The sequence below is a fragment of the Xenorhabdus mauleonii genome (genome assembly GCF_900113945.1).
In the GTDB taxonomy this organism is placed as follows: Bacteria; Pseudomonadota; Gammaproteobacteria; order Enterobacterales; family Enterobacteriaceae; genus Xenorhabdus; species Xenorhabdus mauleonii.
The window spans coordinates 97,925-122,026 of sequence record NZ_FORG01000013.1 but is presented as its reverse complement, the minus strand read 5'-3'; the positions used below and the strand labels follow the sequence as shown (position 1 = coordinate 122,026).

The window sequence follows — 24,102 nt, the reverse complement described above, 5'->3', positions numbered from 1 at the left end:
GCGAAAGGTGATTTTTATCAAAGAAAAAAGCCACCTGATAGGTGGCTCTTTCTAACCCTAACCTGCTGTATTACCGCAGATTTTTATATGGTGCCCAGGGCGGGACTTGAACCCGCACAGCCTTACAGCCGAGGGATTTTAAATCCCTTGTGTCTACCGATTTCACCACCTGGGCTTGAATCTGGAGGCGCGTCCCGGAGTCGAACCGAGGTTGACGGATTTGCAATCCGCTGCATGGCCACTCTGCCAACGCGCCTTTATTTTGGAGCGGGAAACGAGACTCGAACTCGCGACCCCGACCTTGGCAAGGTCGTGCTCTACCAACTGAGCTATTCCCGCATCACTTCGAACTTGTTGATTTACTTAACTTACTTCGTAAACCTCATGTGCCGTTCGATGCGTTGCATTCTACTTATTTCACGAAATGAGTCAACACAATTATTTATAAAATCCGTTCGTTCGGTGATTTTTACGTCATTTCGATCAACCTTCACGCAAATCACCCCATGCAGCGCTCAAATATTGAAACATGGACCAAAGTGTCAGTACTGCAGCAACGTATAATAGGATGAATCCACCAACTTCAAATTCGGTACAAGGGCGCCACAGTAAGCCAACCAATGATGCCATTTGCGCTGTCGTTTTTATTTTCCCCATCCAAGAAACAGCGACACTACTGCGTTTTCCTAACCCCGCCATCCATTCACGCAGGGAGGAGATGATGATTTCACGCGCTATCATTATTGCAGCAGGCAATGTAATCCACCACGAATGGTAGTGCTCTGCTATCAATACCAGTGCGGTAGAAACCATGATCTTATCCGCAACTGGATCAAGAAACGCGCCAAACCGCGTTGTCTGTTTCCATAAGCGGGCAAGGAAACCATCAAACCAATCTGTTGCAGCCGCAATAACAAAAATCGCAGCACATAACATCGGTGCCCATTGGAACGGCAGGTAAAATGCCAGAACGAAGAACGGGATTAAGGCAATACGAAATAAGGTAAGCCATGTTGGTATATTTAATTGCATAATGCTTAGTAACTATCTGGCCAGGTAAAGTTTATTAGTATGGTGCATCAATATTCTTAGTGTTTCAACGCATTATAGATTTTTTCTGCCAATGCATATGAAATTGAAGGTACTTTTGCGATCTCTTCTACACTTGCGTTACGTAGGGGTTGTAACCCCCCCATGTATTTTAGCAACATTTGCCTACGTTTTGGACCAATGCCTTCTATTGATTCAAGCGCACTGGTTTTTTTCACTTTTTCTCGACGCTGGCGGTGCCCTGTAATTGCGTGATTATGTGATTCATCGCGAATGTGCTGAATAACATGTAATGCGGGAGAATCCGGGGGTAATGCCAATCCCTCTCCTTCTGCCTGAAAAAATAAGGTTTCCAGCCCCGCTTTGCGATCACTGCCTTTCGCAACACCAATTAACTTGGGCTGGTTTTTGTTCCATTCAACATCCAAACTCTCGAAAACGTCAAATGCCTGTGCAAGTTGCCCTTTACCACCATCAATAAAGATGATGTCGGGTATTTTAGTTTCCTCAATGGCTTTGCCATAGCGACGGCGCAAAACTTGGTTCATTGCCGCATAATCATCCCCCGGCGTGATCCCCGAAATGTTATAGCGGCGGTATTCTGTCCGCACAGGCCCGTTACTGTCAAAAACAACGCAGGATGCCACGGTTTGTTCCCCCATTGTATGGCTGATATCGAAACATTCCATGCGATGAATTTTTTCAAGGCCGACAAATGCAGCCAGTGCTTCCAATCGCTGGTGAATTGTCGATTGTTGAGAGAGTTTAGTGGTTAATGCAGTCGCAGCATTAGTGCGTGCCAATTTAAGGTAGCGCGCCCTGTCGCCTCTTGGGCGTGCCTGAATGTGAATTTTCCTGCCGGATAGTTCAGAAAGTGATTCTTCCAACAACTCTTTTTCAGGCAATGCAAAATCCAGCAATATTTCCGACGGCAATGTTCTGCTTTGGCTACCCTGAAGATAAAACTGCCCAAGAAACGTCTGTACTACTTCATCTAATTTCGTATCCGTCGGTATCTTAGGGTAATAGCTCCGGCTGCCTAATATTTTCCCCTGACGAATAAATAAGACATGTACGCAAGCCATGCCCGCTTCAAAAGCAACGCTGATAACATCAAGATCATCTCCGGCGCCGGAAACAAATTGCCGTTCCGTTACTTGCCGGACTGCTTGAATTTGATCACGATAACGGGCAGCGTCTTCAAATTTTAGTTCTCGGCTTGCCTCTTCCATTTTGACAACCAGATCCGTTAATACTTGCTGATCTTTGCCTGCCAAAAATAAGCGAACATATTCAACCTGCTGCCGGTAATCTTCATCTGTCACATAGCTTTTAACACAAGGCGCGAGACAGCGCCCAATTTGATATTGAAGACAAGGCCTGGAACGATTGCGGTACACACTATTTTCACATTGCCGAATGGGGAATAATTTTTGCAATAACGTCAGACTGTCACGCACAGCCTGTAAATTAGGAAATGGCCCGAAATATTCACCTTTCGCATGTTTGGCGCCACGATATAACGCCAAACGAGGATGGGTATCGCCACTTAAGAAAATATAAGGATAGGATTTATCATCCCTCAACAACACGTTGTAGCGAGGCTGATAAAGTTTAATATAGTTATGTTCGAGCAGAAGAGCTTCAGTCTCAGTATGAGTCACTGTAACATCTATCTGGGCAATGCTTTTAACCAGCGATTCTGTCTTGCGGCTGTTGACTTGTACCCGAAAATAGCTGGATAACCGTTTTTTAAGATCTTTGGCCTTACCGACATAAATGACAGTACCCGTCGTATCATACATGCGATAAACACCGGGTTGGCTGGTCACAGTTTTCAAAAACACCTTTGAATCAAATTGCTCTGCCACGATTTATCACCCATTAAATCTTATTATCCACCTTGATTTACCATATGTTGTGCATCAAGCAAACCACAGCGTATTGCCATATGAGTCAATTCTACATCACCTTTGATATTTAGTTTATTGAACATTCTATAGCGATAGCTGTTCACTGTTTTAGGACTCAGATTCAGCAGCGTAGAAATATCATTAACTTTACGGCCTTGAGTTATCATGGTCATAATTTGCAATTCCCGTTCTGAAAGTTCATCTAACGGATTTTCTTTTGGAGGTGATAACTGGTTAAGTGCCATCTGCTGGGCGATATCTGGCGAGATATAACGTTGCCCTGATTGAACAGCCCGGATCGCGTTAATCATATCCTGAGGCGTTGCTGCTTTGCTCAAATATCCCCTGACCCCTGCTTGCATTACTTTCGTGGGCAAGGAACTTTCAGTATGAATCGTCAGCATAATCACCTTGGTGTCAGGCGAGTAACGGATGATTTTCTTGGCAGCTTCCAGCCCTCCCATCCCCGGCATTCCCATGTCCATAATGACTACATCTGTGCTGTTTGATCTACACCACCTGACCGCATCTTCTCCACTCCCGGCCTCTCCTATGACTTTTATTCCTCTTACATCATCCAGGATGCCTTTAACACCAATGCGAACCAGTTCATGGTCATCAACTAATAAAACATTAATCAAACAACATCTCCACTAACGTAATAACCACTGAAATAATAATAAATTAACAAGATCTAAAATCAGCAGAATATATTGAGTTTATCCTAATGATTTTTATAAGATTAGCCAGAAGAAGACAGCTTCTTCTCCCTAGTGATAGCAAGATCTTTTTGATGAGATAGCGGATTATACTCACATTAGGGCAGAACAGAAAGAAAATTGTTACATATCAATAAAGTAAATAATTTTAACTATTCTATTTATTATAAATTTCATAGGAAACTAATTCAGCGTAATATTGGTAAAAACAATAGGGAAATATATTATTTTTAAGCGCCGGTTTAATCCATATATACCCTATTAACTCCAAGTTTCAGGAAGCAATGTATTATCATCCCGCGTCGCGGGATGATAATACATGCACCTTGAAGTACGATGCGTATAATATGAGGGAGGTTTTTCCCTCATATTATAGAAATCATTTAAATAACTTTAGAATATCTTGCTCTGTCAGCATTGGGGTTTTTTCAACAAAATTATAATATTTGGGTTTACTATCCACAAAAACTTGTTGTGATAATTCGCTTGCATGACTGTTTTTAAACAACGCAACTGATACGTAATAGGTACTGGGGTGATGTAAGTGATAGAAAAGATGGGTGCCGCATTTTTTACAGAAAGCACGTTCTGCCCATTCTGATGATGAGTAGGTGGAAATATTCTCAGCGCCTTCTATCTGTACATTCCCCTTACACACCACAGAGAGATATGGCCCGCCACCCCACTTTTGGCATATTCCGCAATGGCATGCATTAATTTTCTCTATGCTTTCATCAACTTTTAATTCAACTGCCCCACACAAGCAATTCCCTTGATTCATCATTTTTCCTCTTCTTTTTCATCATCGTCATCATCAATATGCCAACTGTGCAGTATTCTATGGACAAATGGCGTTACTACCATTCCAATAGCAATAAAAAAAATGCCTTGAAGGAATAATCCATAAATAGCTGCAAAATATTTTCCCAATGTACTGACTGGCTCAATATGCAAGGTTTGAGTTCCAATCATTGAGACCGAATTCAGTAGTGCATCAGGTATTGCATGGCTTTCAATCAAGAAAAATCCCAATACGCCTGGAATTATACCAATCAGAAAAATAAGCAAAGCATGCAAAAAGAAACGCAGTAACCGTAAAAGAAATCGATCTAGGCTAATTAATTTATCAGTAAACTTTTCCATACTTAGGTCTCCACTAATAAATTAGCTACCAAGCTGATTGTATGCCAGTTTTTATTTTTATCAATGATCATTATTTGAACAAAATAAAACCATTTCAAATATAATAATTTTTTTAAGAAATTGGCCACCAGCAAAATCGGAACATAAGATCAAATGTTGACTTGAAACCTAATTTTTCTATTTAAAAATAACCGAATGGAGGAACAAAATAAATTAACCCGTTCCCCCCACTCTTATTATTGTTGAAAAAGTTTTTTCATTAACTGATCGATCAAATGCAGCGCACTCAGCAAACGATGGCGCTGTTGTGAAGTTAAACGTAAATAACGACGAGTAGCGGGAATGCGGCTGACCATTTCTGATGCCGCAAAATGCTCGATTTCACAATGCCATTTCCCATCTGTAATCTTTAAACTACACAGCCTGAAATCCAATTCTTCTAATGTCTGCCTGATAATTGGATAATTTTCCAATTGTGCTATCAATGCCATACCTTCTTTTTGCTGAGAAACAAAACGGATCTGTTTTTTACGCAATGTCCCCCCGGTTTTTACCTGAATATCAGCATTCAACGGCTGGCTGATTGTGCCAGCGATGGAAAAACGCGTGTAAACAATAAACGCCATAAACAAGGTTTTTACTCGCTCCGATACACGGACTACCAATTCTCCCTCTGGATAAACGAGTAATTCACCCGAATCTGCCCATTCGCATGGATAAGGCTGGAGATTTCGCTCCAGCTTGTTGAGGGTCAGACCTGCCTGATAAGCGGCGGGCAGACGTGGCTTATTGATTCTCTGCCAAAATGAACGTTTAAGGGAGGTTGCGTAATGGTTCAAGTTGCGCCTCCTTTAATTCCGTTTCAGAAAAGGTTTTCAATAAAACTTGTTCCACACTAACCGGTTTAAATGGGTTCACTTTCTGGATAAATACTGTCCATATCAGCGCATAACTTGCCGTCAGCCCTAACATAATCATGAAAGGAATATAAATCTCAGATTTGTCCATTCCTGGGGGAGTGATGTATACGATGGCCAAAATAATCCCAACACTTGAGATAATCTGCGGTAACGGAAAGAAGGGAGATTTATAGGCTCGATGCAAATCAGGCCGGCGAATACGCAGCAGTATCACCGAAATTGTTACCAGTAAATAGGCGGTTCCCCATGAACATACTGCCGCCAAAACCAATGGAATGATACGCGTTAAATCGCCTTGAATGGCAAAAGCATGAATACAGGGGATCATTACAGCAACTAAGATACCGAAAATCGGCGTTTTGAATCGAGGGTGCAAATAAGCGAAGATACGCGGCAAAGCCCCATCCAACGCCATTCCGTACAAAATACGGGGTACAGCCGCCATCAGCGTATTAATGGTAGCAGCACCTGCCAGCAGCAATCCAATGCCAATCCAGTACTTACCGAAGTCTCCCATTATCTGACCAGCAAAGGCAGGGATTGCCATCGGTGTTTCAAGCAGGCTGACATTATTTTCCGGATCGACAATCACGTTCTCTACCTGATGGGTCATCGCCGCACCATACATAAACATACAGAACGCTACACCGCACAATCCGAGCGCCATCGCCCGCGGGATAACTCTGGCTGAGTTTTTTATTTCAGGCGCCATCGGCGTCACTAATTCACAACCGACAAACATAAACATTGCCATGCCAATCAGGCTCAACACCGTTGTCGGATCGGAAACATTCAGTGCTTGGCCAAACCATCCTTCCGCAGGCGCGTGAAATGGCATCAGCAAACCACACAAGCTGAATATAACCAGCGTACTCCACATCGCAAAAGTCAGAACTATCTCAACCTTGCCGAATATCTCAATGCCAAAAGCATTAAGTAATCCGAAAATAATCACCAGCCCAACGCCAACCATCCATGAGGCATTATTACTTTCCATCACGGCATTCAGCCCATCGAAGTTAACCAGTGCCATCACCCCCGACAGAATGGTTTCCGCCGTGCCCGCAAAAACATGTACAACCAAATAAGCGGATAGCGCCCCCGTGATCGCCCAAAAGCGCCCCATGCCACAAGAAATATAATCGTACACTGAGCCAGAAGTCGGCAGAATGGCGGCAGCTTCCGAAAACGTGGTCAATTGTGCCTGCATCATGATAAAGCTGAGCAATACTGCTAAAGCAAAAGTATCACCACCGATCCCAAACCCACTGGTCACCGTTAAAATGACCGGGCTTGCCATTATCACCCCGACAGAGCTGGCAATGGTTGTCGGAAAACCGACCTTACCCTTTTCAATATGTGATGTTAATTTTGAGGATATATTCATTTTTCTTCCCTCTTTTACCCTGCATATAACCGATTTATTTGTTTATTTCTTGTAAATAAGAAGTCGACTGTCTTCTAACTATAGAAATAAGAGTAAAAGAGCCGCCATCGTTCTAAAGAACGATAGCCATATGAAGAGTAAGGCTTTAACCGCTGCCGAAAAGTACCGGAAGACACAATAAAAAATACCACAAATTAAAGAATATCAAGTGGTAATGAAATCCATAGTTATTAACTTATTAATAAATTGAATTCATTATGTACAAAATCATATTCATCAACATGTTAATTGATTTAAATTCATTTAAAATAATGCAACAAACATCACACTATTAACATGTATTTTTTGTATTGACGCAAAGAAAGGGCATGATAAATACAAGGGTTGTATCAGATAGGATAAGCCAATGAGTACACCACCTTTCAGCTATCATCAACGTACCTTGATTAATTGTTGTTTGGATACAATCGCCCATATTATTCCTATTTCGGCTGCCGTTTATTATCTTGTAAATGAACTATGGCAACCCAATCACCATGTCCTGTATGGCATCCCCTTGCCGATGCATCAGGCTTATCTGGAACATTTCACACAGTTAGATCCATTGCGGCCGGACAATTTCAAACATGATGAACAGAAAATAATCAGCATGAACCATAACATGAAAGAGCGTGATCAACGCTTTTATCATGATTTCATGCAGCCGAATAATCTAACCGATATGGCCGAGATATTTATTCGTCGCAGAAATAAAATTATTGCCGGTATCTCCGTGATGAGGGATGTTCCCTTTCAGCATCAAGAAATCATGCGGTTAAATGCCATTATTCCGGTTGCTGAATTGATGACATTCGATATTATCCCGGATTCATTAATGTCTTTTACGCCCAAAGAACAAGAAGTTATTCATCTGGTTAGGGAAGGATCAAGTAATAAGCGCATTGCACAGTTACTCGGCGTTTCCTTATCCACGGTGAAGACCCACCTTCGTAATATATTTACTAAAGCTGATGTCACCAACCGGACAGAATTAGTCTCTTCTGGCTTTATTATTCGTAAAGACAAGGCATGTTAATACATCATGCTATGCCAATCTTTTTCTAAACTGGATTTTCTGTAACTTCAATTTTTAATTGAATTGTACTGCCGATTTTAAGGAAGGCGGTTATTAAGCTAAATCTTGGAGAAAATAACTGTCATTGACAATAATGATAGAAGCAATATCACAAAATACTCGTGTCGCCTGCATTAAGGATTTCTAACCCGAGGAGTTTTGATGAACAATGTCATGTCAGTTAGCAGCATAATAAAAGACACCCCCGTCTGGGTATGGGCTTTGCTTGTATTCCTTGTGATGAGAGGAATTAAAGCTCTGTCTGACCGTGAAATGCGAACAGAGCGCCTTTTCTTACTACCAATGATCTTTTTAATTTGGGGCGTACATAGTGTTATCACTGAGACTTATTTCTCAAATGTAGCATTGATGATGTTTGGAATAGGCTTGATTTTGGGTATCGCTATTGGCTGGCTAATGTGGAAATCACAACCCAGGTTAAAAAGTAAACCTGACAGCAACTTGATTATTCGGCCAGGAACACCGCTGACATTAGTGCTGATTTTAGTGACTTTTGCCAGCAAATTCATAATGACCGCCATGTTGAGCATCAACCCAACATTAGTGCATTCATTACACTATAATCTGTTTTTCGGCCTATTCAGCGGCATTCTTGATGGTGTTCTTTGGGGAGGTATGCTCAATCTTTTTATCCCGTGGTACAAGAATAAAAACAAGATTTGATTGTCTGAATGGAAAAGCCTCTGAAACAATCAGAGGCTTTTGGCTTTTTTATCTATTTATTTTATTGAGTTATTTGATTTTACGAAATTATTTGGTCTTATAGTGCGCTTCTGCTTCTTCAAAGCGCTGTTGTGTCGCTTTGCTAGGCTCTTTGCCTAACAAGCTAACTACCACAATGGCGATGGTCGCGAAGATAAAGCCCGGAATAATTTCGTACAGTTCAAACCAGCGGTATTCCATCCATACCAGTACGGTGATGGCACCAACCAGCATACCTGCCAACGCGCCATTGCGGGTCATTCGTTTCCAGAGCACGGAAATCAGCACTACTGGACCAAATGCAGCACCGAATCCTGCCCAAGCATTACTTACCAGCCCCAATACTTTATTATTCGGGTTAGTTGCGATCACAATTGCAATGATTGCCACCAGCAAGACCATCATACGGCCAACCCATACCAATTCTTTCTGGCTGGCTTTCGTACGTATAAATGCTTTATAAAAATCTTCGGTCAGTGCACTGGAACAAACCAACAACTGACAGCTCAGTGTACTCATCACCGCAGCCAGAACGGCCGACAATAAGATTCCCGTGATCCACGGATTGAACAGCAGTATGCCCAATTCCATGAAAATACGCTCACGGTTTTCCATGACCGGACCCGCTTGTTCAGGGTACATGTCAAAATAGGCGATACCAAAGAAGCCAACAGATACAGTCCCAACAAGACACAATAACATCCATGTCATACTGATACGGCGAGCTTTATGGATAGTTTGATGTGAATCTGCCGCCATAAAGCGAGCCAGAATATGTGGCTGGCCAAAATAGCCGAAGCCCCATCCCAACAGAGAAACAATGGCAATGATGTTCAGGTTCTTGAACATATCTAGGTATGCGGGATTTTTTGCTTCGATAATGCTGACAGCAGTGTCAACACCGCCTATTTTAAATAGGATAAGCACAGGCACCATGATCAGCGCGAAAATCATCAACGTCGCCTGTACTGTATCTGTCCAGCTTACAGCAAGAAACCCACCAAGGAAGGTATAAGCAATCGTTGCCAATGCGCCCAGCCAAATCGCTTTTTCATAGCTGATGCCGAAAGTGTTTTCAAATAACAAACCACCAGCAACAACACCTGATGCACAATAGATAGTAAAGAAAACCAAGATAACCAATGCGGAAATAATGCGCAGGACTTTACTTTTGTCTTCAAAGCGATGCGTAAAATAATCCGGCAATGTCAAGGCGTTATTACTGACTTCAGTATGCACACGCAATCTGCCTGCAACCCATCGCCAGTTCAGATACGCGCCCATCAGCAGGCCCAATGCGATCCAACCTTCTGAAATACCGGAGAAAAAAATCGCTCCCGGCAGTCCCATCAATAACCAGCCACTCATATCGGAAGCGCCAGCAGATAATGCTGTTACCACACTGCCCAATCGCCGGCCACCTAATATGTAGTCATCAAAATTTTTGGTGGAGCGATAAGCCATAAAGCCTATCAGCAACATTCCTGCGATATAGATAATGAAAGTAATGAGCATGGGTGAATTTACTGTCATGCAGGTTCTTCTCCATAGTGTTTTTGTAAATCGTATTTTAAATCATGTGGTTGCAAATGCTTCATTTGCGTAAATAATGCTATCTATACTTAATAAGCGCTTTAAACAGGCTACTTTTTACCAACCTGCCGTTGAGCAACTGTCTTTGAGCGATTGCCTTCGAGCAACTACCTTTAAATCACTCGCTTTTGATCGGAAGGTAGACAGTTGCACCCTGAAATAGCATTAGTTTTCATGTATATTATTTATGTTAGTAATTATTTAAAAATTACATTCTATCCTAGTTTAGTTAAAACATTTTTAACAACAAATTAACTCAGATTTTTATGAAAAACGCCTGCCGAATCACATTTATCCTTCGATAAGTTGCACCTCTCAATAAATAACCAGTTATACCTAACGTTCATGAACGTTAAAATAAATTTATTATATATCAATTGGATAAATGCTAATTAGCTCATAACATTTATCAAATTAATATAAAAACAAGATTAGATTCACAAATTTTAAACGGCAGCTTTTAACAAAGTTGCACAAAGTTGCAACATGGCAGATATTGTATACAACTTGGTTAAGTCATACCTATTAAGGAGTGAGAATGGGTAGTACCACTATGGGCGTGAAGCTCGATGAAGCAACGCGTAATCGTATCAAAGCTGCTGCACAACGAATTGAACGCACACCACACTGGCTGATTAAGCAAGCCATCTTCAATTATCTTGAACGTCTGGAAAATGAGGGCAAGATCCCAGAAATACCAGCGGGGCAGGATAGCAAAGAAGAAAAGATTTCCGAAGAAGAATCACAAATTGAGGCACCTTATCAACCATTTCTGGATTTTGCCGAGCAAATTTTACCCCAATCGGTGAATCGTTCCGCAATTACTTCCGCCTATCGTCTACCCGAAACACAGGTTGTTCCTATGTTGCTGCAACGCGCGCAGCTTTCAGAAGAACAGGCTAAAGCAACCCATAAACTTGCATATTCCATTGCCGAAAAACTGCGCCAACAAAAACAAGGCATCGGCCGTGCCGGATTGGTACAAGGATTATTGCAGGAGTTTTCGCTCTCTTCACAAGAAGGTGTGGCGCTGATGTGCCTTGCCGAAGCCCTATTGCGCATACCGGATAAAGCCACCCGCGATGCGCTGATACGCGACAAAATCAGCAACGGCAATTGGCACTCCCATTTGGGGCAAAGCCCTTCCATGTTTGTTAACGCCGCGACATGGGGATTACTGTTTACCGGTAAGTTGGTATCCACCCACAATGAAGCCAAACTATCCAAGTCATTGAATCGCATTATCAGCAAGAGCGGCGAGCCATTGGTGCGCAAAGGCGTGGATATGGCAATGCGCCTGATGGGAGAGCAATTTGTTACAGGCGAAACCATTGCTCAGGCACTTGCCAATGCCCGCAAACTGGAAGAAAAAGGTTTCCGCTACTCTTACGATATGCTCGGTGAAGCCGCGCTAACCGAAGAAGATGCGCAAGCCTACATGGTTTCATATCAACAAGCGATCCACGCGATTGGCAAGGCATCAAACGGCCGCGGCATTTATGAAGGGCCGGGTATTTCCATCAAACTTTCAGCCCTGCATCCACGTTATAGCCGCGCCCAATACGAACGCGTGATGGATGAACTCTATCCGCGCCTGCTCTCCCTGACATTGCAGGCCCGCCAGTATGATGTCGGCATCAACATTGATGCGGAAGAAGCCGACCGCCTTGAGATTTCTCTCGACCTGCTGGAGAAATTGTGTTTCGAGCCAAAATTAGAAGGCTGGAACGGCATCGGTTTTGTGATTCAGGCTTACCAGAAGCGCTGTCCTTTCGTCATTGACAGCATCATTGATTTAGCCCAGCGCAGTCGCCATAGGTTGATGATCCGTCTGGTAAAAGGTGCCTACTGGGATAGCGAAATCAAACGCGCCCAAATTGATGGGCTGGAAGGCTATCCGGTATACACCCGCAAGGTCTATACCGACGTTTCTTATATCGCCTGCGCCCGTAAACTGCTTTCCGTGCCAAACTTGATCTACCCGCAGTTTGCGACCCACAACGCTCATACTTTGTCTGCGATTTATCATCTGGCCGGGCAGAACTATTATCCGGGGCAATATGAATTCCAGTGCTTGCATGGAATGGGAGAACCGCTTTATGAGCAGGTCGTCGGTAAGATTGCTGACGGAAAGCTCAACCGCCCATGCCGCATTTATGCGCCCGTAGGGACACACGAAACGCTTTTGGCCTATCTGGTACGCCGCTTGCTGGAAAATGGCGCTAATACCTCATTTGTCAATCGCATTGCCGATACTTCCCTGCCAATTGATGAACTGGTCGCTGATCCGGTAAAAGTCGTCCAAGATTTGGCTCAAACCGAAGGACAGATTGGCCTGCCACATCCCAAGATCCCTCTGCCCCGCGAGCTATATGGCAAAAATCGCGTGAACTCATCGGGCCTTGACCTCTCCAATGAGCATCGACTGGCTTCCCTTTCCAGTGCCCTGCTCAGCTCTTCAATGGAAACATGGAGCAGCGAGCCTTTATTGGGTGGCAATTATCAGCATGCCGGAGAATTACCTGCCGCCATCGCTGTCACTAACCCAGCCAGATCTTCAGATATTGTGGGGTATGTCCGCGAAACCACTGAGCCAGAAGTCAGCCATGCACTGAATGCAGCCACTGACGCCGGCGCAATTTGGTTCTCCACTCCCCCATCCGAGCGGGCGGCCATTTTGGTGCGCGCAGCAGATTTAATGGAAAATAACCTGCAATCTCTACTTGGCATTCTGGTACGTGAAGCGGGAAAAACATTCAACAATGCGATTGCTGAAGTACGTGAAGCGGTAGATTTCCTCTATTATTACGCAGATCAAGTACGTCAGGATTTTGCCAACGATACCCATCGTCCATTGGGGCCTGTGGTTTGCATTAGCCCATGGAACTTCCCTCTGGCGATTTTCACGGGCCAAATTGCTGCTGCATTGGCGGCAGGCAATAGTGTTCTGGCAAAACCCGCGGAGCAAACTCCCCTGATAGCGGCTGTTGCCGTGAAAATGTTGCATCAGGCAGGTATTCCCCGTGATGTGCTGCAATTATTGCCCGGACAAGGGGAAACTGTCGGTGCTTCATTGACCAGAGATGAGCGTGTACGCGGCGTGATGTTTACCGGCTCCACCGCAGTTGCCGCCCTGCTGCAACGCAACATTGCCGGCCGCCTTGATGCACAGGGTCGCCCAACACCGTTGGTCGCAGAAACCGGCGGCTTGAATGCCATGATTGTTGACTCCTCTGCATTGACCGAACAAGTTGTCACGGATGTCGTTGCCTCTGCTTTCGACAGCGCCGGTCAACGTTGTTCTGCCCTGCGTATTCTGTGTGTTCAGGAAGATGTCGCAGAAAGAACAATCGCCATGCTGAAAGGCGCAATGGCTGAATGCCGAATGGGCAACCCAGAGCATTTATCCACAGATATCGGCCCGGTCATTGACGCAGAAGCGAAAGCAGGCATTGATCGCCATATTCAGGCCATGCGTACAAAAGGCCGTACGGTTTATCAGGCAGCACATGAAAACGCCGCTGACAATCAGGAATCATCGCAAGGTACTTTTGTCAAACCAACGTTGATTGAGCTGGACAGTTTTGACGAATTGAAGAAAGAAATTTTCGGCCCTGTTTTGCATGTTGTACGTTTCAAACGCAATGAATTGGATAACTTGCTGGAACAAATTAATGCTTCCGGTTATGGCTTAACGTTAGGGGTTCATACCCGCATTGATGAAACCATCGCACAAGTTACCAGCAAAGCTAAAGTCGGCAATTTATATGTCAACCGCAACATGGTTGGTGCGGTCGTTGGCGTACAGCCATTTGGCGGTGAAGGTCTTTCCGGCACAGGGCCAAAAGCCGGCGGTCCTTTGTACCTGTATCGTCTGCTGTCACAACGCCCGATCAATGCCGCGGCACAAACACTGGAGCGCCAAGATTCAGAATACGAACTTGACGCCAAAATGCGCGTTGCCCTCCACACCCCTCTCTACAAATTTGCGGATTGGGCTGCTGCACAGAATAATGAAGCATTGAGAAAAATTATTCAGGAATACAGCTTATTAGCCCAAGGAGGAACGATTCGCTTGCTACCGGGGCCAACCGGAGAGCGCAATACTTATACCCTGCTGCCTCGTGGCCAAGTTCTGTGTCTGGCTGATAATGAACAGGATGTGCTGGTGCAATTGGCGGCCGTACTTTCCGTCGGTTGTCAGGCTCTTTGGGAAAAAGATGAATTGCATCAAGGCTTACAACGCCAATTACCGGATGAAATTCGCCAGCATATTCATTGGGTGAGTGATTGGCAGAATAGTGAAACAGCGATGGAAGCGGTTATTTATCACGGTGATTGTGATCAATTGCGCCATGTTTGCCATGCAATAGCACAGCGGACTGGGCCAATTATCTCCGTACAGGGATTTGCCCGTGGTGAAACCAATCTGTTGCTGGAGCGCTTGCTGCATGAACGCTCATTAAGTGTCAATACTGCAGCAGCGGGCGGTAATGCCAGCCTGATGACGATTGGTTAATTTCTGTCAGTATGACAACTATACGCGCAATGGATTTCAAATTGCATCGCGGCGGCAAGGGAGAACGTCCTCGGGAGCATAGATAACTATGTGACCGGGGCGGGCGAGTGCAACCAACAAAGAGGCAGTTTGAAAGAGGCAGTTTGAAAGAGGCAGTTTGAAAGACGAAGTGTATAATACAGAGAGGGGAATACGGCAAAGCAGTATTCCCCTCTCGAATCTTTTCAATCCAATTAACGCAATATGTCAGCGCAGTTAATTAATGGCTGCCTTGTTGCCAGCTCAGGTATTGCTCATACTTACGCAGTGCAATATTGTAATTACTGAAAGCTGATTGGGATAATTTCTCGCTGAGTTGTTCCTGAATTTTTTCTGGCGTAAACTCATTGGCCGGATAATTACTTGAAGTCAGTAATTCATCCAAGCGTCTTAAACGAACCACATACTCACGTACTGTACTATGGCTCATCTCCGTTTGTTCAAACAAATACTGCTTAAATGACATAATGTCGAAATAATCAGTTTGGCTATTACAATAAATTTCACTACAAAAGCGGCACAGCGCCACGAATTTACCCTGTAACTCACTCCAAGTCTTGTCATCCACTAATTCAGTCATCTCAGAAATCGCTTCTTTATTGATGACCTGACCGTTAAAAACAAGTGAAATACGGTCTAGTGTTTTATGACAATGCAAACAATGAGTCTGACTATGTTTATAGTCCTTGATATAACGGCTAAGAGGCCGTTTCTTTTGTGTTGTAACAGACATAAGAGATAAAGCCCTGTGTATAGTCTATAGTCTTAACAAAAAAACAAATAAGCAAAAAGTTACTTCTCTGGATTCAAGCGTGCTTTCAGCCTTTTTATCGCTTGGCTGTGAAGCTGACTTACGCGGGATTCTCCCACGTTAAGTACTGCGCCGATCTCTTTAAGATTTAGTTCTTCCTGATAGTACAGCGTAAGAACCATTTTTTCCCGTTCAGGCAATGACTCAATAACATCAATTACCCGTTGACGAAGATCACCTTCCAGTAACCGTTGGAGAGGATTTGTCTCATGCTCTTCCTCAATTACTGGTTCACAATTTTCACCGTGAATTTCGTGCCATTCGTCATAAGAAAACAGTTGACTGTTATTTGTGTCTAACAGTATTTGCCGATATTCTATCAGATTAATCTTTAATTCTTTAGCAACTTCCTGCTCACTGGCTGGACGGCCTAACTCTTGCTCAAGTTTACGGATGGTTTGCGTGACTTCCCGTGCATTACGCCGCACACTACGCGGAGCCCAATCTCGGCTCCTCAACTCATCCAACATTGCACCTCTGATGCGCTGTACCGCATATGTGGTAAACGCGGTTCCCTGCATGGAATCGAAACGTTCCACTGCATTCAGCAAGCCTATGCCACCGGCCTGAAGCAAATCATCGAGTTCTACACTGGCAGGTAACCTGACCTGTAGCCTCAGGGCTTCATGGCGAACTAGTGGTACATAGCGCTTCCAGAGGCTATTTTTGTCCATCACGCCTTCGGCGGTATACAAATCGCTCACAACAACAGACACCTTTGGATAAGAGACTGGATACCATTATCCAATCACCTAACCGGTACAATCGTTTGAACAATGAAGTAAAAGCGCTTCTTTTTCACCTATGCGAAATTTTTTAATGTCCGCCTGAGTGCGTTGCAAGTTTCAGACTGTCCCTGACAATCGCCATAAAATGGCTAAAAAATAAGGATCGGCAAGCCGATCCTTATTTTATAAGCGTTGTTTATGCAGGTTGCACTGCATAAATGCTCAACTGAGAAATAAAAATTAACGCAGCAGAGACAGAACAGTTTGTGGTCCCTGGTTAGCCTGAGCCAGAACAGAAGTACCAGCCTGTTGCAGGATCTGGCCACGGCTCATGTTAGACACTTCAACCGCGTAGTCAGCATCTTCGATACGGCTACGAGCAGCGCTCAGGTTGTTAACCGTGTTGTTCAGGTTGTTAACAGTGGATTCCAGACGGTTCTGAACCGCACCCAAGGAGCTGCGCAGGCTGTCGACTTTATCCAGAGCTTTATCTAAGCTAGCCAGTGGGCCTTTTTCTGCATACGCTTCTTTTGCGGTTTTTAGTTCCTCGTTTGCTGCTTTAAGAGTTTCTTTTGCAGTAGTTTTAGCGGTATCATCAGCTGCTTCTGCTAGTGTTTTTTCAGCAGCAGCTACTTTTTCTTGCTTCTCTTTTACTGTCTTAGCTTCAGCTGTCTCAGTCTCTACAGAGAAATTGTCTAAGTTCAATTTATTAGTATTAATAGCTTCTAATTTAATGTCGATGGTTTCACCGTCATTCGCACCAACCTGAATAGACATACCCTGAACACCATCTTGCAACACACGTACATTGTTGAACTGAGTTTGATCTGAAATACGGTTAATTTCATCCATACGCTGTTGAACTTCTTTCTGGATAGAAGTCAGGTCTTTTGCAGAGTTGCTGCCATTCTGAGACTGAACAGTCAGTTCACGGATACGTTGCAAGTTGTTGTTGATTTCGTTCAGAGCACCTTCGGTAGTCTGAGCAATGGAGATACCGTCGTTTGCGTTACGTGCAGCCTGAGTCAGACCTTTAACGTTAGCAGTGAAACGGTTAGCAATCGCTTGACCAGCGGCGTCATCCTTCGCGCTGTTAATACGTAAACCAGAAGACAGGCGCTCAATAGCAGAACCTAAAACACCTTTAGATTTAGTCAGGTTGTTCTGAGCCAGCAGAGCTGAATAGTTGGTATTGATTACTGATGCCATAGTAGAGTTCCTTTTTAAAATCAAGTCGATATAATTAGTTTGAGCTTATTTGCCCACGGTGTTCATCACCGCCAACAGTTTTATCGACCCCTCAAAAAAAACCTTTAATGTTTCTTGAAAAAAGTTTTCATTTTTTTTCTTACTCATTGTATTAACTATGTATTTTTGGTTTGATCACGGCGGTAAGTGAGTGACAAATTCGTCGGGAACGAATTTTCCTAACCAAAGGCTGGCCTCCGGTGAAAGGCTGGAGCCTCTCAATAATTACTGGGAGCATAGATAACCGTATATTGATAAAAACGGTGACCGAGATGAACAAATGTAGCGAACGCAGACAACAAAAAGGCAACATAAAAGACGGCAGATATACCGATAACCCAAACAGCGCCTGTTCTCATCAACTATTCAATCCATCAAAAAAATCATTTTATCAGTAAACTTTTCGCAAATTATTCCGATAACAAGTCCAGTGATGCTTTACTAATAAAGGAGTCAACATGGCTAGCATTTCCTCATTAGGGGCCGGATCCGGGATGGATTTGGGTTCTTTGCTGGATAAACTTCAGGCAGCAGAAAGAAAACGTTTAGAACCATTAGCACAACAGCAGACCAGTTATAAAGCTAAACTGACCGGTTTTGGTACGTTAAAGGGCAGCTTAGAAAAATTACAATCAGCATCAGAAGAACTGAAAAAATTCGATAAGCTCAATACAACTAAGACAAGTGAAGAGCATAAAGCCTTTACCGCAAGCACGGATTCTAAAGCCAGCCCCGGTAACTATGAGATTGAAGTGAAGCAACTGGCTAAATCTCAATCTTTGCAAACCAGCGCCGTTTCCAGTGTCACGGAAAAATTGGGCAATATTCCTGCACAAGGCAATAGCCGTACTATCCTTATTGAGCAGCCAAGCGACAAAGAAGGCAAGAGCGAAAAAAGGCTCATGAAAATTTCTCTGACAGACGAGCAAACCTCTCTGATTGAAATTCGTGATGCGATCAATAAGCAGGAAGGTGACGTTAACGCCAGCATTATCAAAGCAAGCGATGATAAAAATTATCTGATTTTGACCTCCAAAAAAGCAGGCACAAAATCCATGATGACGATTAAAGTTGAGGGCGATGATAAACTGCATGCATTACTGGAATACCCACCGAAAGATGAAAATGCGGCTGGCGTCATGACACAGAAAGTTGCGGCGGCCAATGCAAAACTAACGGTTAATGGCGTTGAAATTGAACGTCAAACTAATGAAATAAAAGATGCACCGGAAGGCGTTATCCTGAATCTAAAAAAAGTTTCGGAGAAAACTACCGAAAAATTTATAGATAATGGAAAAGAAAGCGTCAAAGAAGTGGTAAAAACCGAAACATTGGTGGTTACCCGTGATATCGAACCCATGAAAGAGGCGATTAAAAAGTGGGTCGATGCTTATAATGAAGCACAGACTACTTTCGATTCACTGACTAAATATAAACCGGTTGGAAAAGGTGAAGCGGCTTCAAAAGACAATGGCGCCCTGCTGGGTGACGGTACATTAAAAGGTATTCAGAGCCAGTTAAGACACCAAATTTTTGCAGCACAAGATGTTGCGGACATTGCCACGCTAAATAAATTGGGCATTAAACAAAAATTAGATGGCACACTTGAAATCAGCAACGAAAAACTGGAAAAGAACTTAAAAGAAAAACCGGCTAATGTGAAGGCTTTCTTTATGGGCGACGGTGAAAAAACCGGTTTTGCAACTCAGACTTATAATTTATTGAAAAAAACGCTGGATAGTCACGAAGGAACTATTGCTACAGCAACTGAAGGTATCAACAAACGTCTAAAAACAATTGAAAAACAAGTTGAAAGGACGAATGATAATATTGATGCCACCATGGAGCGCTATAAGCGTCAATTTACTGAATTGGATAAACTTGTTAACTCACTAAATAATACAAGCTCATCCTTATTCCAGCTTTTAAGATAATAAAGGACATTATGTATCAACGTTCGGCAAGCCAGTTATATGCTCAAGTAGATCTTGAGAGCGAAATTATGAATGCCTCTCCCTACCAGTTGATTCAGATATTGTTCAATGGGGCGCTCAGCGCCCTACGTCGTGCAATCATTCTGATGCAACAGGGCAATATTCCAGAAAAAGGGTTAGCTATTTCAAAGGCAATCAATATCATTGATAATGGTCTCAAAGAAGGATTAGATTTTGAAAAAGGCGGCGAAATTGCGCAAAATCTTTCTGCCTTATATGATTATATGAGCCGCCGTCTACTCCATGCCAATTTACGCAATGATGAGAAGGCCATTACCGAAGTGATAGATTTACTCACCGAGATTTCAGATTCTTGGCGGCAAATAGGTCCTCATTACAACGCCAGTCAGGATATTGTTTAATGAAAAATGATATGGATCTTTTGTCAGCTTACCAGCAGATCCTTAGTTTAAGTGAGCAAATGATTGATTTAGCTAAAAATGGAAAGTGGGATGAGCTTGTTGAGATGGAAATCACTTATCTGAAGGCAGTAGAGGTGGTTACTTTAATATCAGAAAACTCAGATGCACCTATTTCATTACAGCAGCAATTAACCAAAATTTTGCAAACTGTCTTGGATAATGAAAAAGAAACTAAGAGATTGTTGCAAAAAAGGTTAGATGAACTCAGCGACCTGATTAAACAGGAAAGCTGCAAGCAACTTCTACATGATACTTATGGGCAGTTCCCTGTCAGCGACTATGAAATGGAGCTAACAACGATAGAACCCAAATAAAAATAACAACGGCATCAGCGATTTTATTTATAACAACACTAAATAATGGTGTCATTCATTTTCTGCATTTCAGGTGGTGTCAATTCGTCACCATCATTTTTTTGATTAGCCTAATCCGGCACTTTATTTTATTTATAATTTGCAAACAATCAAGAAGAGTTAATTATATTTTTTAACAAAAAATTAACCGACATATAATAACAGTGACTGCTTTAAGCAATTAACAGGGGATATAATCATCATATTCTATCGTTAATCCAATTTCTTATCATATTAATAAATAATACCTTAATTTACATTATTATTTATATATTATTAACAATCAAAATAGCGTTTATTTTAGTAGAAGATAATCTGAATTTTTGTACAAAAATGAAATAACAGACTGTATCAACGCCTCATTATGGCTATTGAAAGAAGTAAATATCAGACTCTATATAATGCGCTATCAACACTTGCCGCCAGAAATGCACTGGATAAAGTAAGTTACCGATAACACTATCGGGTTAAGAAGTGATCTATACTCAACCCATCGAAATCCCCATCCCTTTAGCTGATAAGAACTCCCTCCATAATTTTTATTATCACTTTAATTATCCCAATAGAATAGTATTCATTCACTGAGCATTCGTATATTCATACTAACTTTGAAAATTAAGCCTCCATCCTTCCCTGTTTGATAACAACTGTGAAACTTTCTTCAAAGTGTATAGATTGTTGATAAACACATTACGAACATAAAACGATGCATATTTGATCACAAAAAACCGGCAATGAGGTACTTATGACAAACGACATCCTACAAGCATTCACCATACTGAAATCAAAAAAATGGATCGACCTCACCCACAGTTTTGACAAAGACTCTCCCCATTTTTTTATGTTTAATCCCGCAGAATTTAAAACACTTTTTGATTACCAAGATGGGTTTTTTGCCCAACAATTCACCTTTGCCGGGCAATATGGCACACATATTGATGTCCCCTGCCATTTCGTCCCTGACACCCGCTCTCTTGATGAAATCGAATTGAAAGAGCTGGCATTACCTTTGATTGTTATTGATCAATCAGCAAGAGCGAAACAAGATCCCAGTTTTTCATTATCTAAAGCCGATATTCTTCAATTTGAAGCTGAACATGGCATCATTGAGGCTGATACTTTCGTAGCCTTAAGAACAGATTGGAGTAAGCGTTGGCCATCTCAGGAAAAAATGAACAATAAAGATGCACAAGGCAATAACCAAACCCCTGGATGGGGAATCGATGCCTTGAAATTTTTATTTGAAGAACGAAAAATCAAAGCAATCGGGCATGAAACCTTTGATACCGATTCAGCGAAAGACGTAAGACAGAATAAAGGGTTTATAAGTGAATATTATGTCTTGGCGCAAGACACCTACCAAATAGAATTATTAGCCAATCTGGATCAAGTTCCAACGCGTGGAGCGATAATATTCAATATCTCCGCTAAGCCTAAAAATGCGTCAGGATTTCCTGTACGTTCCTTTGCAATAATTCCGTGATCGATAGCACTATTCATCAATAGTGGCGTTAATCGATAGTTTCACCTCTATTCCTTAAAAATCATATAACTGCCAAAGGCAGTTATATGACCCATTTTAATTTCAAAGTAAGTCCATTTCTTAATTTATTATTTATATTTTTTTACTTTCATTAAATAAATCAATCCTAACTTATAGTTTCATAATAATAAAAACAGAAAATATATTTTATATTGATAAATAGCATTATAAATTAATCAAAGTGAATATAATAAAAAACACAATCACGCTCAACGAAAGAGATTATGAAGTTACCACGACAATACCAGATCGCCCTAACAATAGAGCCGGAAAAATAAATCACATTGATATATAAAAAAACAGTGCATTACTATCAAAAATTAAAACTTGTTGAACAAATTAAAGGACTTCCTCTGCTGGGTTCAGCTTGAACTTTATTTATGAAGATAGATTCAGCTGAGAGGCCGGAAAACAAATACCACCCTCCTGCTTTATTATCCGGCACCCAAAATCATTACCATGTATTTAATATACTATACCCTATTAACTCCAAGTTTCAGGAAGCAATGTATTATCATCCCGCGTCGCGGGATGATAATACATGCACCTTGAAGTACGACGCGTATATATTGTGATTTAGCCCAAGCTAATTCATGGGAAGATGGTACTAGAGCATGAGTTAATTTACATTATTCAATTACATATGACGAAGTTACTCATAAGAGCATCAAATGGGAAACTACTATAGGGACAGCTAATACAGCTATAAATATTGATGGTTGACAAGAAGTATAAGTAATACATTAAGTTAAAACAATAAAAATTCACTAGAATAATGAGAACAACAATGAATAACATTAAAGAAATATCGATTTACCTATTACGCATTCAATATCATGCGATAATAAATCAGCAAACTAAAAAAAGCATACAGTAAAATTTGGGAGGTTGATATAAACACAATGGATCCTGATGAATATGCTGCTGATGGTGATTATGGTTGTTCCTGAGCTCATCAATAATTCAATGTAAAGAATTACATTACTATTTTCTAATGACAAAAAAGCCCCGAAATAAACGGGGCTTTCAAACTTACTGTTTTGTTTCAGAATGTAAACCTAACTTTTCAGCCAGCGCTTTTAATTCTGCGTTGCTATCCAGATTATCTTTGCCATATTTATCAATACTTGAAGACAGGCATTTTACATCTGTCGCTTTACATGTTTTAAAATCATCCGTTGAAACAGAAGCAATTTTAGCAAACATGATCATGCTCTTGTCTTCTTCTGTCGCCTTACTTGGGTTTTTCAGTGCTTTGTTTACAGATGATACTAATTTGTCGACTAGCTTATCTTCAGCAACTGAAACCGGAACACAATCACCTACCGTTGGGGAACCAATAATGACACTTTCACCAACACAGGCATAAGTCACTTTTTGGTTTCTATCTAAGTCAGCAGCAAGATCTCTGTACTTTCTGTCGAAATTCACGTGAACTTTATAGAACATATCACCTGTTTTTAAAGTCACAACCGGAATATCACCAATGCTTGAGTCGATAGTATCAACGATACCTGTGATGATAATTTTCTTACCCTTATAGGTCTTATCCCCTCTTGCCTCATTGCTGGCATAGGTTCTTTGCATCTCTCTCGCAGAGACAACCACATAATCCGTGTTTAATTTTGAGCCACCATTGTTAAAGCCATTTTTCACATCTGTACGAATAATATTTTTAACAACATCTAATTCATTTTCAGTTAATTTAATTGCACTGCTGCTGGATGAAGTGCTTTCTGATGAGTTTTCATCTTTACCAGCAATTATGCCGATTACCAGCAATACGACAAAGATGATGCCTACCCATTTCAATATCTTTTTCATTTAAATACTCATTTATATCAATTTAATTAATCAACGCGGAAATGCATAACATATAAATA

The 24,102-nt window shown here is 42.0% G+C and carries 19 protein-coding genes and 3 tRNA genes; 7 read left to right on the top strand and 15 right to left on the bottom strand.

The window, feature by feature from the left end; translation table 11 throughout:
- Positions 1-88: 88 nt before the first annotated feature.
- The 10 genes from BM100_RS13465 to BM100_RS13420 all read right to left on the bottom strand — a co-directional run bounded on the left by BM100_RS13465 (position 89) and on the right by BM100_RS13420 (position 7,132).
- Positions 89-175, bottom strand: a tRNA-Leu gene (locus BM100_RS13465).
- A 7-nt stretch (positions 176-182) separates the two neighbouring features.
- Positions 183-256: transfer RNA gene (locus BM100_RS13460), tRNA-Cys, on the bottom strand.
- Between the two features lie 7 nt (positions 257-263).
- Positions 264-339 (bottom strand) — tRNA-Gly (locus BM100_RS13455).
- Positions 340-483: 144 nt separating this feature from the next.
- Positions 484-1,032 carry a CDP-diacylglycerol--glycerol-3-phosphate 3-phosphatidyltransferase gene (gene pgsA / locus BM100_RS13450; protein WP_092511769.1) on the bottom strand — a complete coding sequence of 183 codons (549 nt, stop codon included), beginning with the start codon at positions 1,030-1,032 and terminating at the stop codon, positions 484-486.
- A gap of 56 nt (positions 1,033-1,088) precedes the next feature.
- Complete coding sequence (gene uvrC, locus BM100_RS13445; protein WP_092511767.1) at positions 1,089-2,921, bottom strand: excinuclease ABC subunit UvrC; 1,833 nt, start codon at positions 2,919-2,921, stop codon at positions 1,089-1,091.
- 23 nt (positions 2,922-2,944) lie between these two features.
- Positions 2,945-3,604 (bottom strand): UvrY/SirA/GacA family response regulator transcription factor, encoded by a 660-nt coding sequence (gene uvrY, locus BM100_RS13440; protein WP_092511765.1) that lies wholly within the window; start codon positions 3,602-3,604, stop codon positions 2,945-2,947.
- A gap of 457 nt (positions 3,605-4,061) precedes the next feature.
- Complete coding sequence (locus tag BM100_RS13435) at positions 4,062-4,466, bottom strand: GFA family protein (protein WP_420855323.1); 405 nt, start codon at positions 4,464-4,466, stop codon at positions 4,062-4,064.
- Positions 4,463-4,825 carry a hypothetical protein gene (locus BM100_RS13430; RefSeq protein ID WP_092511761.1) on the bottom strand — a complete coding sequence of 121 codons (363 nt, stop codon included), beginning with the start codon at positions 4,823-4,825 and terminating at the stop codon, positions 4,463-4,465. The genes BM100_RS13435 and BM100_RS13430 overlap by 4 nt, the downstream gene beginning before the upstream one ends.
- A 236-nt stretch (positions 4,826-5,061) precedes the next feature.
- On the bottom strand, positions 5,062-5,664 hold the full coding sequence (locus tag BM100_RS13425; RefSeq protein ID WP_092511759.1) for a DUF3156 family protein: 603 nt from the start codon (positions 5,662-5,664) through the stop codon (positions 5,062-5,064).
- Positions 5,639-7,132, bottom strand: a complete 1,494-nt coding sequence (locus BM100_RS13420; RefSeq protein WP_092511757.1) for an APC family permease — start codon at positions 7,130-7,132, stop codon at positions 5,639-5,641. Before BM100_RS13420 ends, BM100_RS13425 begins: the two co-directional genes overlap by 26 nt.
- Positions 7,133-7,538: 406 nt before the next feature.
- Between BM100_RS13420 and BM100_RS13415 the strand changes: the two genes are divergently transcribed.
- A complete protein-coding gene (locus BM100_RS13415; protein ID WP_092511755.1) occupies positions 7,539-8,207 on the top strand; it encodes a LuxR C-terminal-related transcriptional regulator in 669 nt (222 codons plus the stop codon).
- A gap of 201 nt (positions 8,208-8,408) precedes the next feature.
- Positions 8,409-8,930, top strand: a complete 522-nt coding sequence (locus tag BM100_RS13410; RefSeq protein ID WP_244590653.1) for a DUF6622 family protein — start codon at positions 8,409-8,411, stop codon at positions 8,928-8,930.
- Positions 8,931-9,017: 87 nt separating this feature from the next.
- On the opposite strand, the gene putP is transcribed toward BM100_RS13410, so the two are convergent.
- Positions 9,018-10,502 carry a sodium/proline symporter PutP gene (gene putP / locus BM100_RS13405; RefSeq protein WP_092511753.1) on the bottom strand — a complete coding sequence of 495 codons (1,485 nt, stop codon included), beginning with the start codon at positions 10,500-10,502 and terminating at the stop codon, positions 9,018-9,020.
- Positions 10,503-11,100: 598 nt separating this feature from the next.
- Between putP and putA the strand changes: the two genes are divergently transcribed.
- Positions 11,101-15,081, top strand: coding sequence for a trifunctional transcriptional regulator/proline dehydrogenase/L-glutamate gamma-semialdehyde dehydrogenase (gene putA / locus BM100_RS13400; RefSeq protein ID WP_092511751.1), 3,981 nt, complete (start codon positions 11,101-11,103; stop codon positions 15,079-15,081).
- 259 nt (positions 15,082-15,340) lie between these two features.
- On the opposite strand, the gene fliZ is transcribed toward putA, so the two are convergent.
- The 3 genes from fliZ to BM100_RS13380 all read right to left on the bottom strand — a co-directional run bounded on the left by fliZ (position 15,341) and on the right by BM100_RS13380 (position 17,868).
- A complete protein-coding gene (gene fliZ / locus BM100_RS13390; RefSeq protein WP_092511747.1) occupies positions 15,341-15,853 on the bottom strand; it encodes a flagella biosynthesis regulatory protein FliZ in 513 nt (170 codons plus the stop codon).
- Positions 15,854-15,912: 59 nt separating this feature from the next.
- Positions 15,913-16,635: an RNA polymerase sigma factor FliA gene (locus BM100_RS13385; protein WP_092511745.1), complete on the bottom strand. Its 723-nt coding sequence runs from the start codon at positions 16,633-16,635 to the stop codon at positions 15,913-15,915.
- 264 nt (positions 16,636-16,899) lie between these two features.
- Positions 16,900-17,868, bottom strand: coding sequence for a flagellin N-terminal helical domain-containing protein (locus BM100_RS13380; protein ID WP_092511743.1), 969 nt, complete (start codon positions 17,866-17,868; stop codon positions 16,900-16,902).
- 497 nt (positions 17,869-18,365) lie between these two features.
- Between BM100_RS13380 and fliD the strand changes: the two genes are divergently transcribed.
- From fliD to BM100_RS13360, 4 genes are all read left to right on the top strand, one after another.
- The gene (gene fliD / locus BM100_RS13375) at positions 18,366-19,841 is read left to right on the top strand and encodes a flagellar filament capping protein FliD (RefSeq protein ID WP_092511741.1); all 1,476 of its coding nucleotides are present in this window, start codon (positions 18,366-18,368) and stop codon (positions 19,839-19,841) included.
- Positions 19,842-19,852: 11 nt separating this feature from the next.
- Positions 19,853-20,263, top strand: a complete 411-nt coding sequence (gene fliS, locus BM100_RS13370) for a flagellar export chaperone FliS (RefSeq protein WP_086956342.1) — start codon at positions 19,853-19,855, stop codon at positions 20,261-20,263.
- Positions 20,263-20,637: a flagella biosynthesis regulatory protein FliT gene (gene fliT / locus BM100_RS13365; RefSeq protein WP_092511739.1), complete on the top strand. Its 375-nt coding sequence runs from the start codon at positions 20,263-20,265 to the stop codon at positions 20,635-20,637. The genes fliS and fliT overlap by 1 nt, the downstream gene beginning before the upstream one ends.
- A gap of 784 nt (positions 20,638-21,421) precedes the next feature.
- Positions 21,422-22,159, top strand: a complete 738-nt coding sequence (locus tag BM100_RS13360) for a cyclase family protein (protein WP_092511737.1) — start codon at positions 21,422-21,424, stop codon at positions 22,157-22,159.
- Between the two features lie 1,092 nt (positions 22,160-23,251).
- Here the strand turns inward: BM100_RS13360 and BM100_RS13355 are convergent.
- Positions 23,252-24,043 carry an OB-fold protein gene (locus BM100_RS13355; protein WP_092511734.1) on the bottom strand — a complete coding sequence of 264 codons (792 nt, stop codon included), beginning with the start codon at positions 24,041-24,043 and terminating at the stop codon, positions 23,252-23,254.
- Positions 24,044-24,102 lie beyond the last annotated feature (59 nt).

What these genes read in the sequence shown, in the direction of transcription:
- fliD (WP_092511741.1), top strand. Translation starts at nt 18,366, where the DNA reads ATGGCTAGCATTTCCTCATTAGGGGCCGGATCCGGGATGGATTTGGGT.
- BM100_RS13360 (WP_092511737.1), top strand. Translation starts at nt 21,422, where the DNA reads ATGACAAACGACATCCTACAAGCATTCACCATACTGAAATCAAAAAAA.
- BM100_RS13355 (WP_092511734.1), bottom strand. Translation starts at nt 24,043, where the DNA reads ATGAAAAAGATATTGAAATGGGTAGGCATCATCTTTGTCGTATTGCTG.
- pgsA (WP_092511769.1), bottom strand. Translation starts at nt 1,032, where the DNA reads ATGCAATTAAATATACCAACATGGCTTACCTTATTTCGTATTGCCTTA.
- BM100_RS13380 (WP_092511743.1), bottom strand. Translation starts at nt 17,868, where the DNA reads ATGGCATCAGTAATCAATACCAACTATTCAGCTCTGCTGGCTCAGAAC.
- fliS (WP_086956342.1), top strand. Translation starts at nt 19,853, where the DNA reads ATGTATCAACGTTCGGCAAGCCAGTTATATGCTCAAGTAGATCTTGAG.
- putP (WP_092511753.1), bottom strand. Translation starts at nt 10,502, where the DNA reads ATGACAGTAAATTCACCCATGCTCATTACTTTCATTATCTATATCGCA.
- BM100_RS13420 (WP_092511757.1), bottom strand. Translation starts at nt 7,132, where the DNA reads ATGAATATATCCTCAAAATTAACATCACATATTGAAAAGGGTAAGGTC.
- BM100_RS13435 (WP_420855323.1), bottom strand. Translation starts at nt 4,466, where the DNA reads ATGATGAATCAAGGGAATTGCTTGTGTGGGGCAGTTGAATTAAAAGTT.
- BM100_RS13410 (WP_244590653.1), top strand. Translation starts at nt 8,409, where the DNA reads ATGAACAATGTCATGTCAGTTAGCAGCATAATAAAAGACACCCCCGTC.
- fliZ (WP_092511747.1), bottom strand. Translation starts at nt 15,853, where the DNA reads ATGTCTGTTACAACACAAAAGAAACGGCCTCTTAGCCGTTATATCAAG.
- putA (WP_092511751.1), top strand. Translation starts at nt 11,101, where the DNA reads ATGGGTAGTACCACTATGGGCGTGAAGCTCGATGAAGCAACGCGTAAT.
- fliT (WP_092511739.1), top strand. Translation starts at nt 20,263, where the DNA reads ATGAAAAATGATATGGATCTTTTGTCAGCTTACCAGCAGATCCTTAGT.
- BM100_RS13415 (WP_092511755.1), top strand. Translation starts at nt 7,539, where the DNA reads ATGAGTACACCACCTTTCAGCTATCATCAACGTACCTTGATTAATTGT.
- BM100_RS13430 (WP_092511761.1), bottom strand. Translation starts at nt 4,825, where the DNA reads ATGGAAAAGTTTACTGATAAATTAATTAGCCTAGATCGATTTCTTTTA.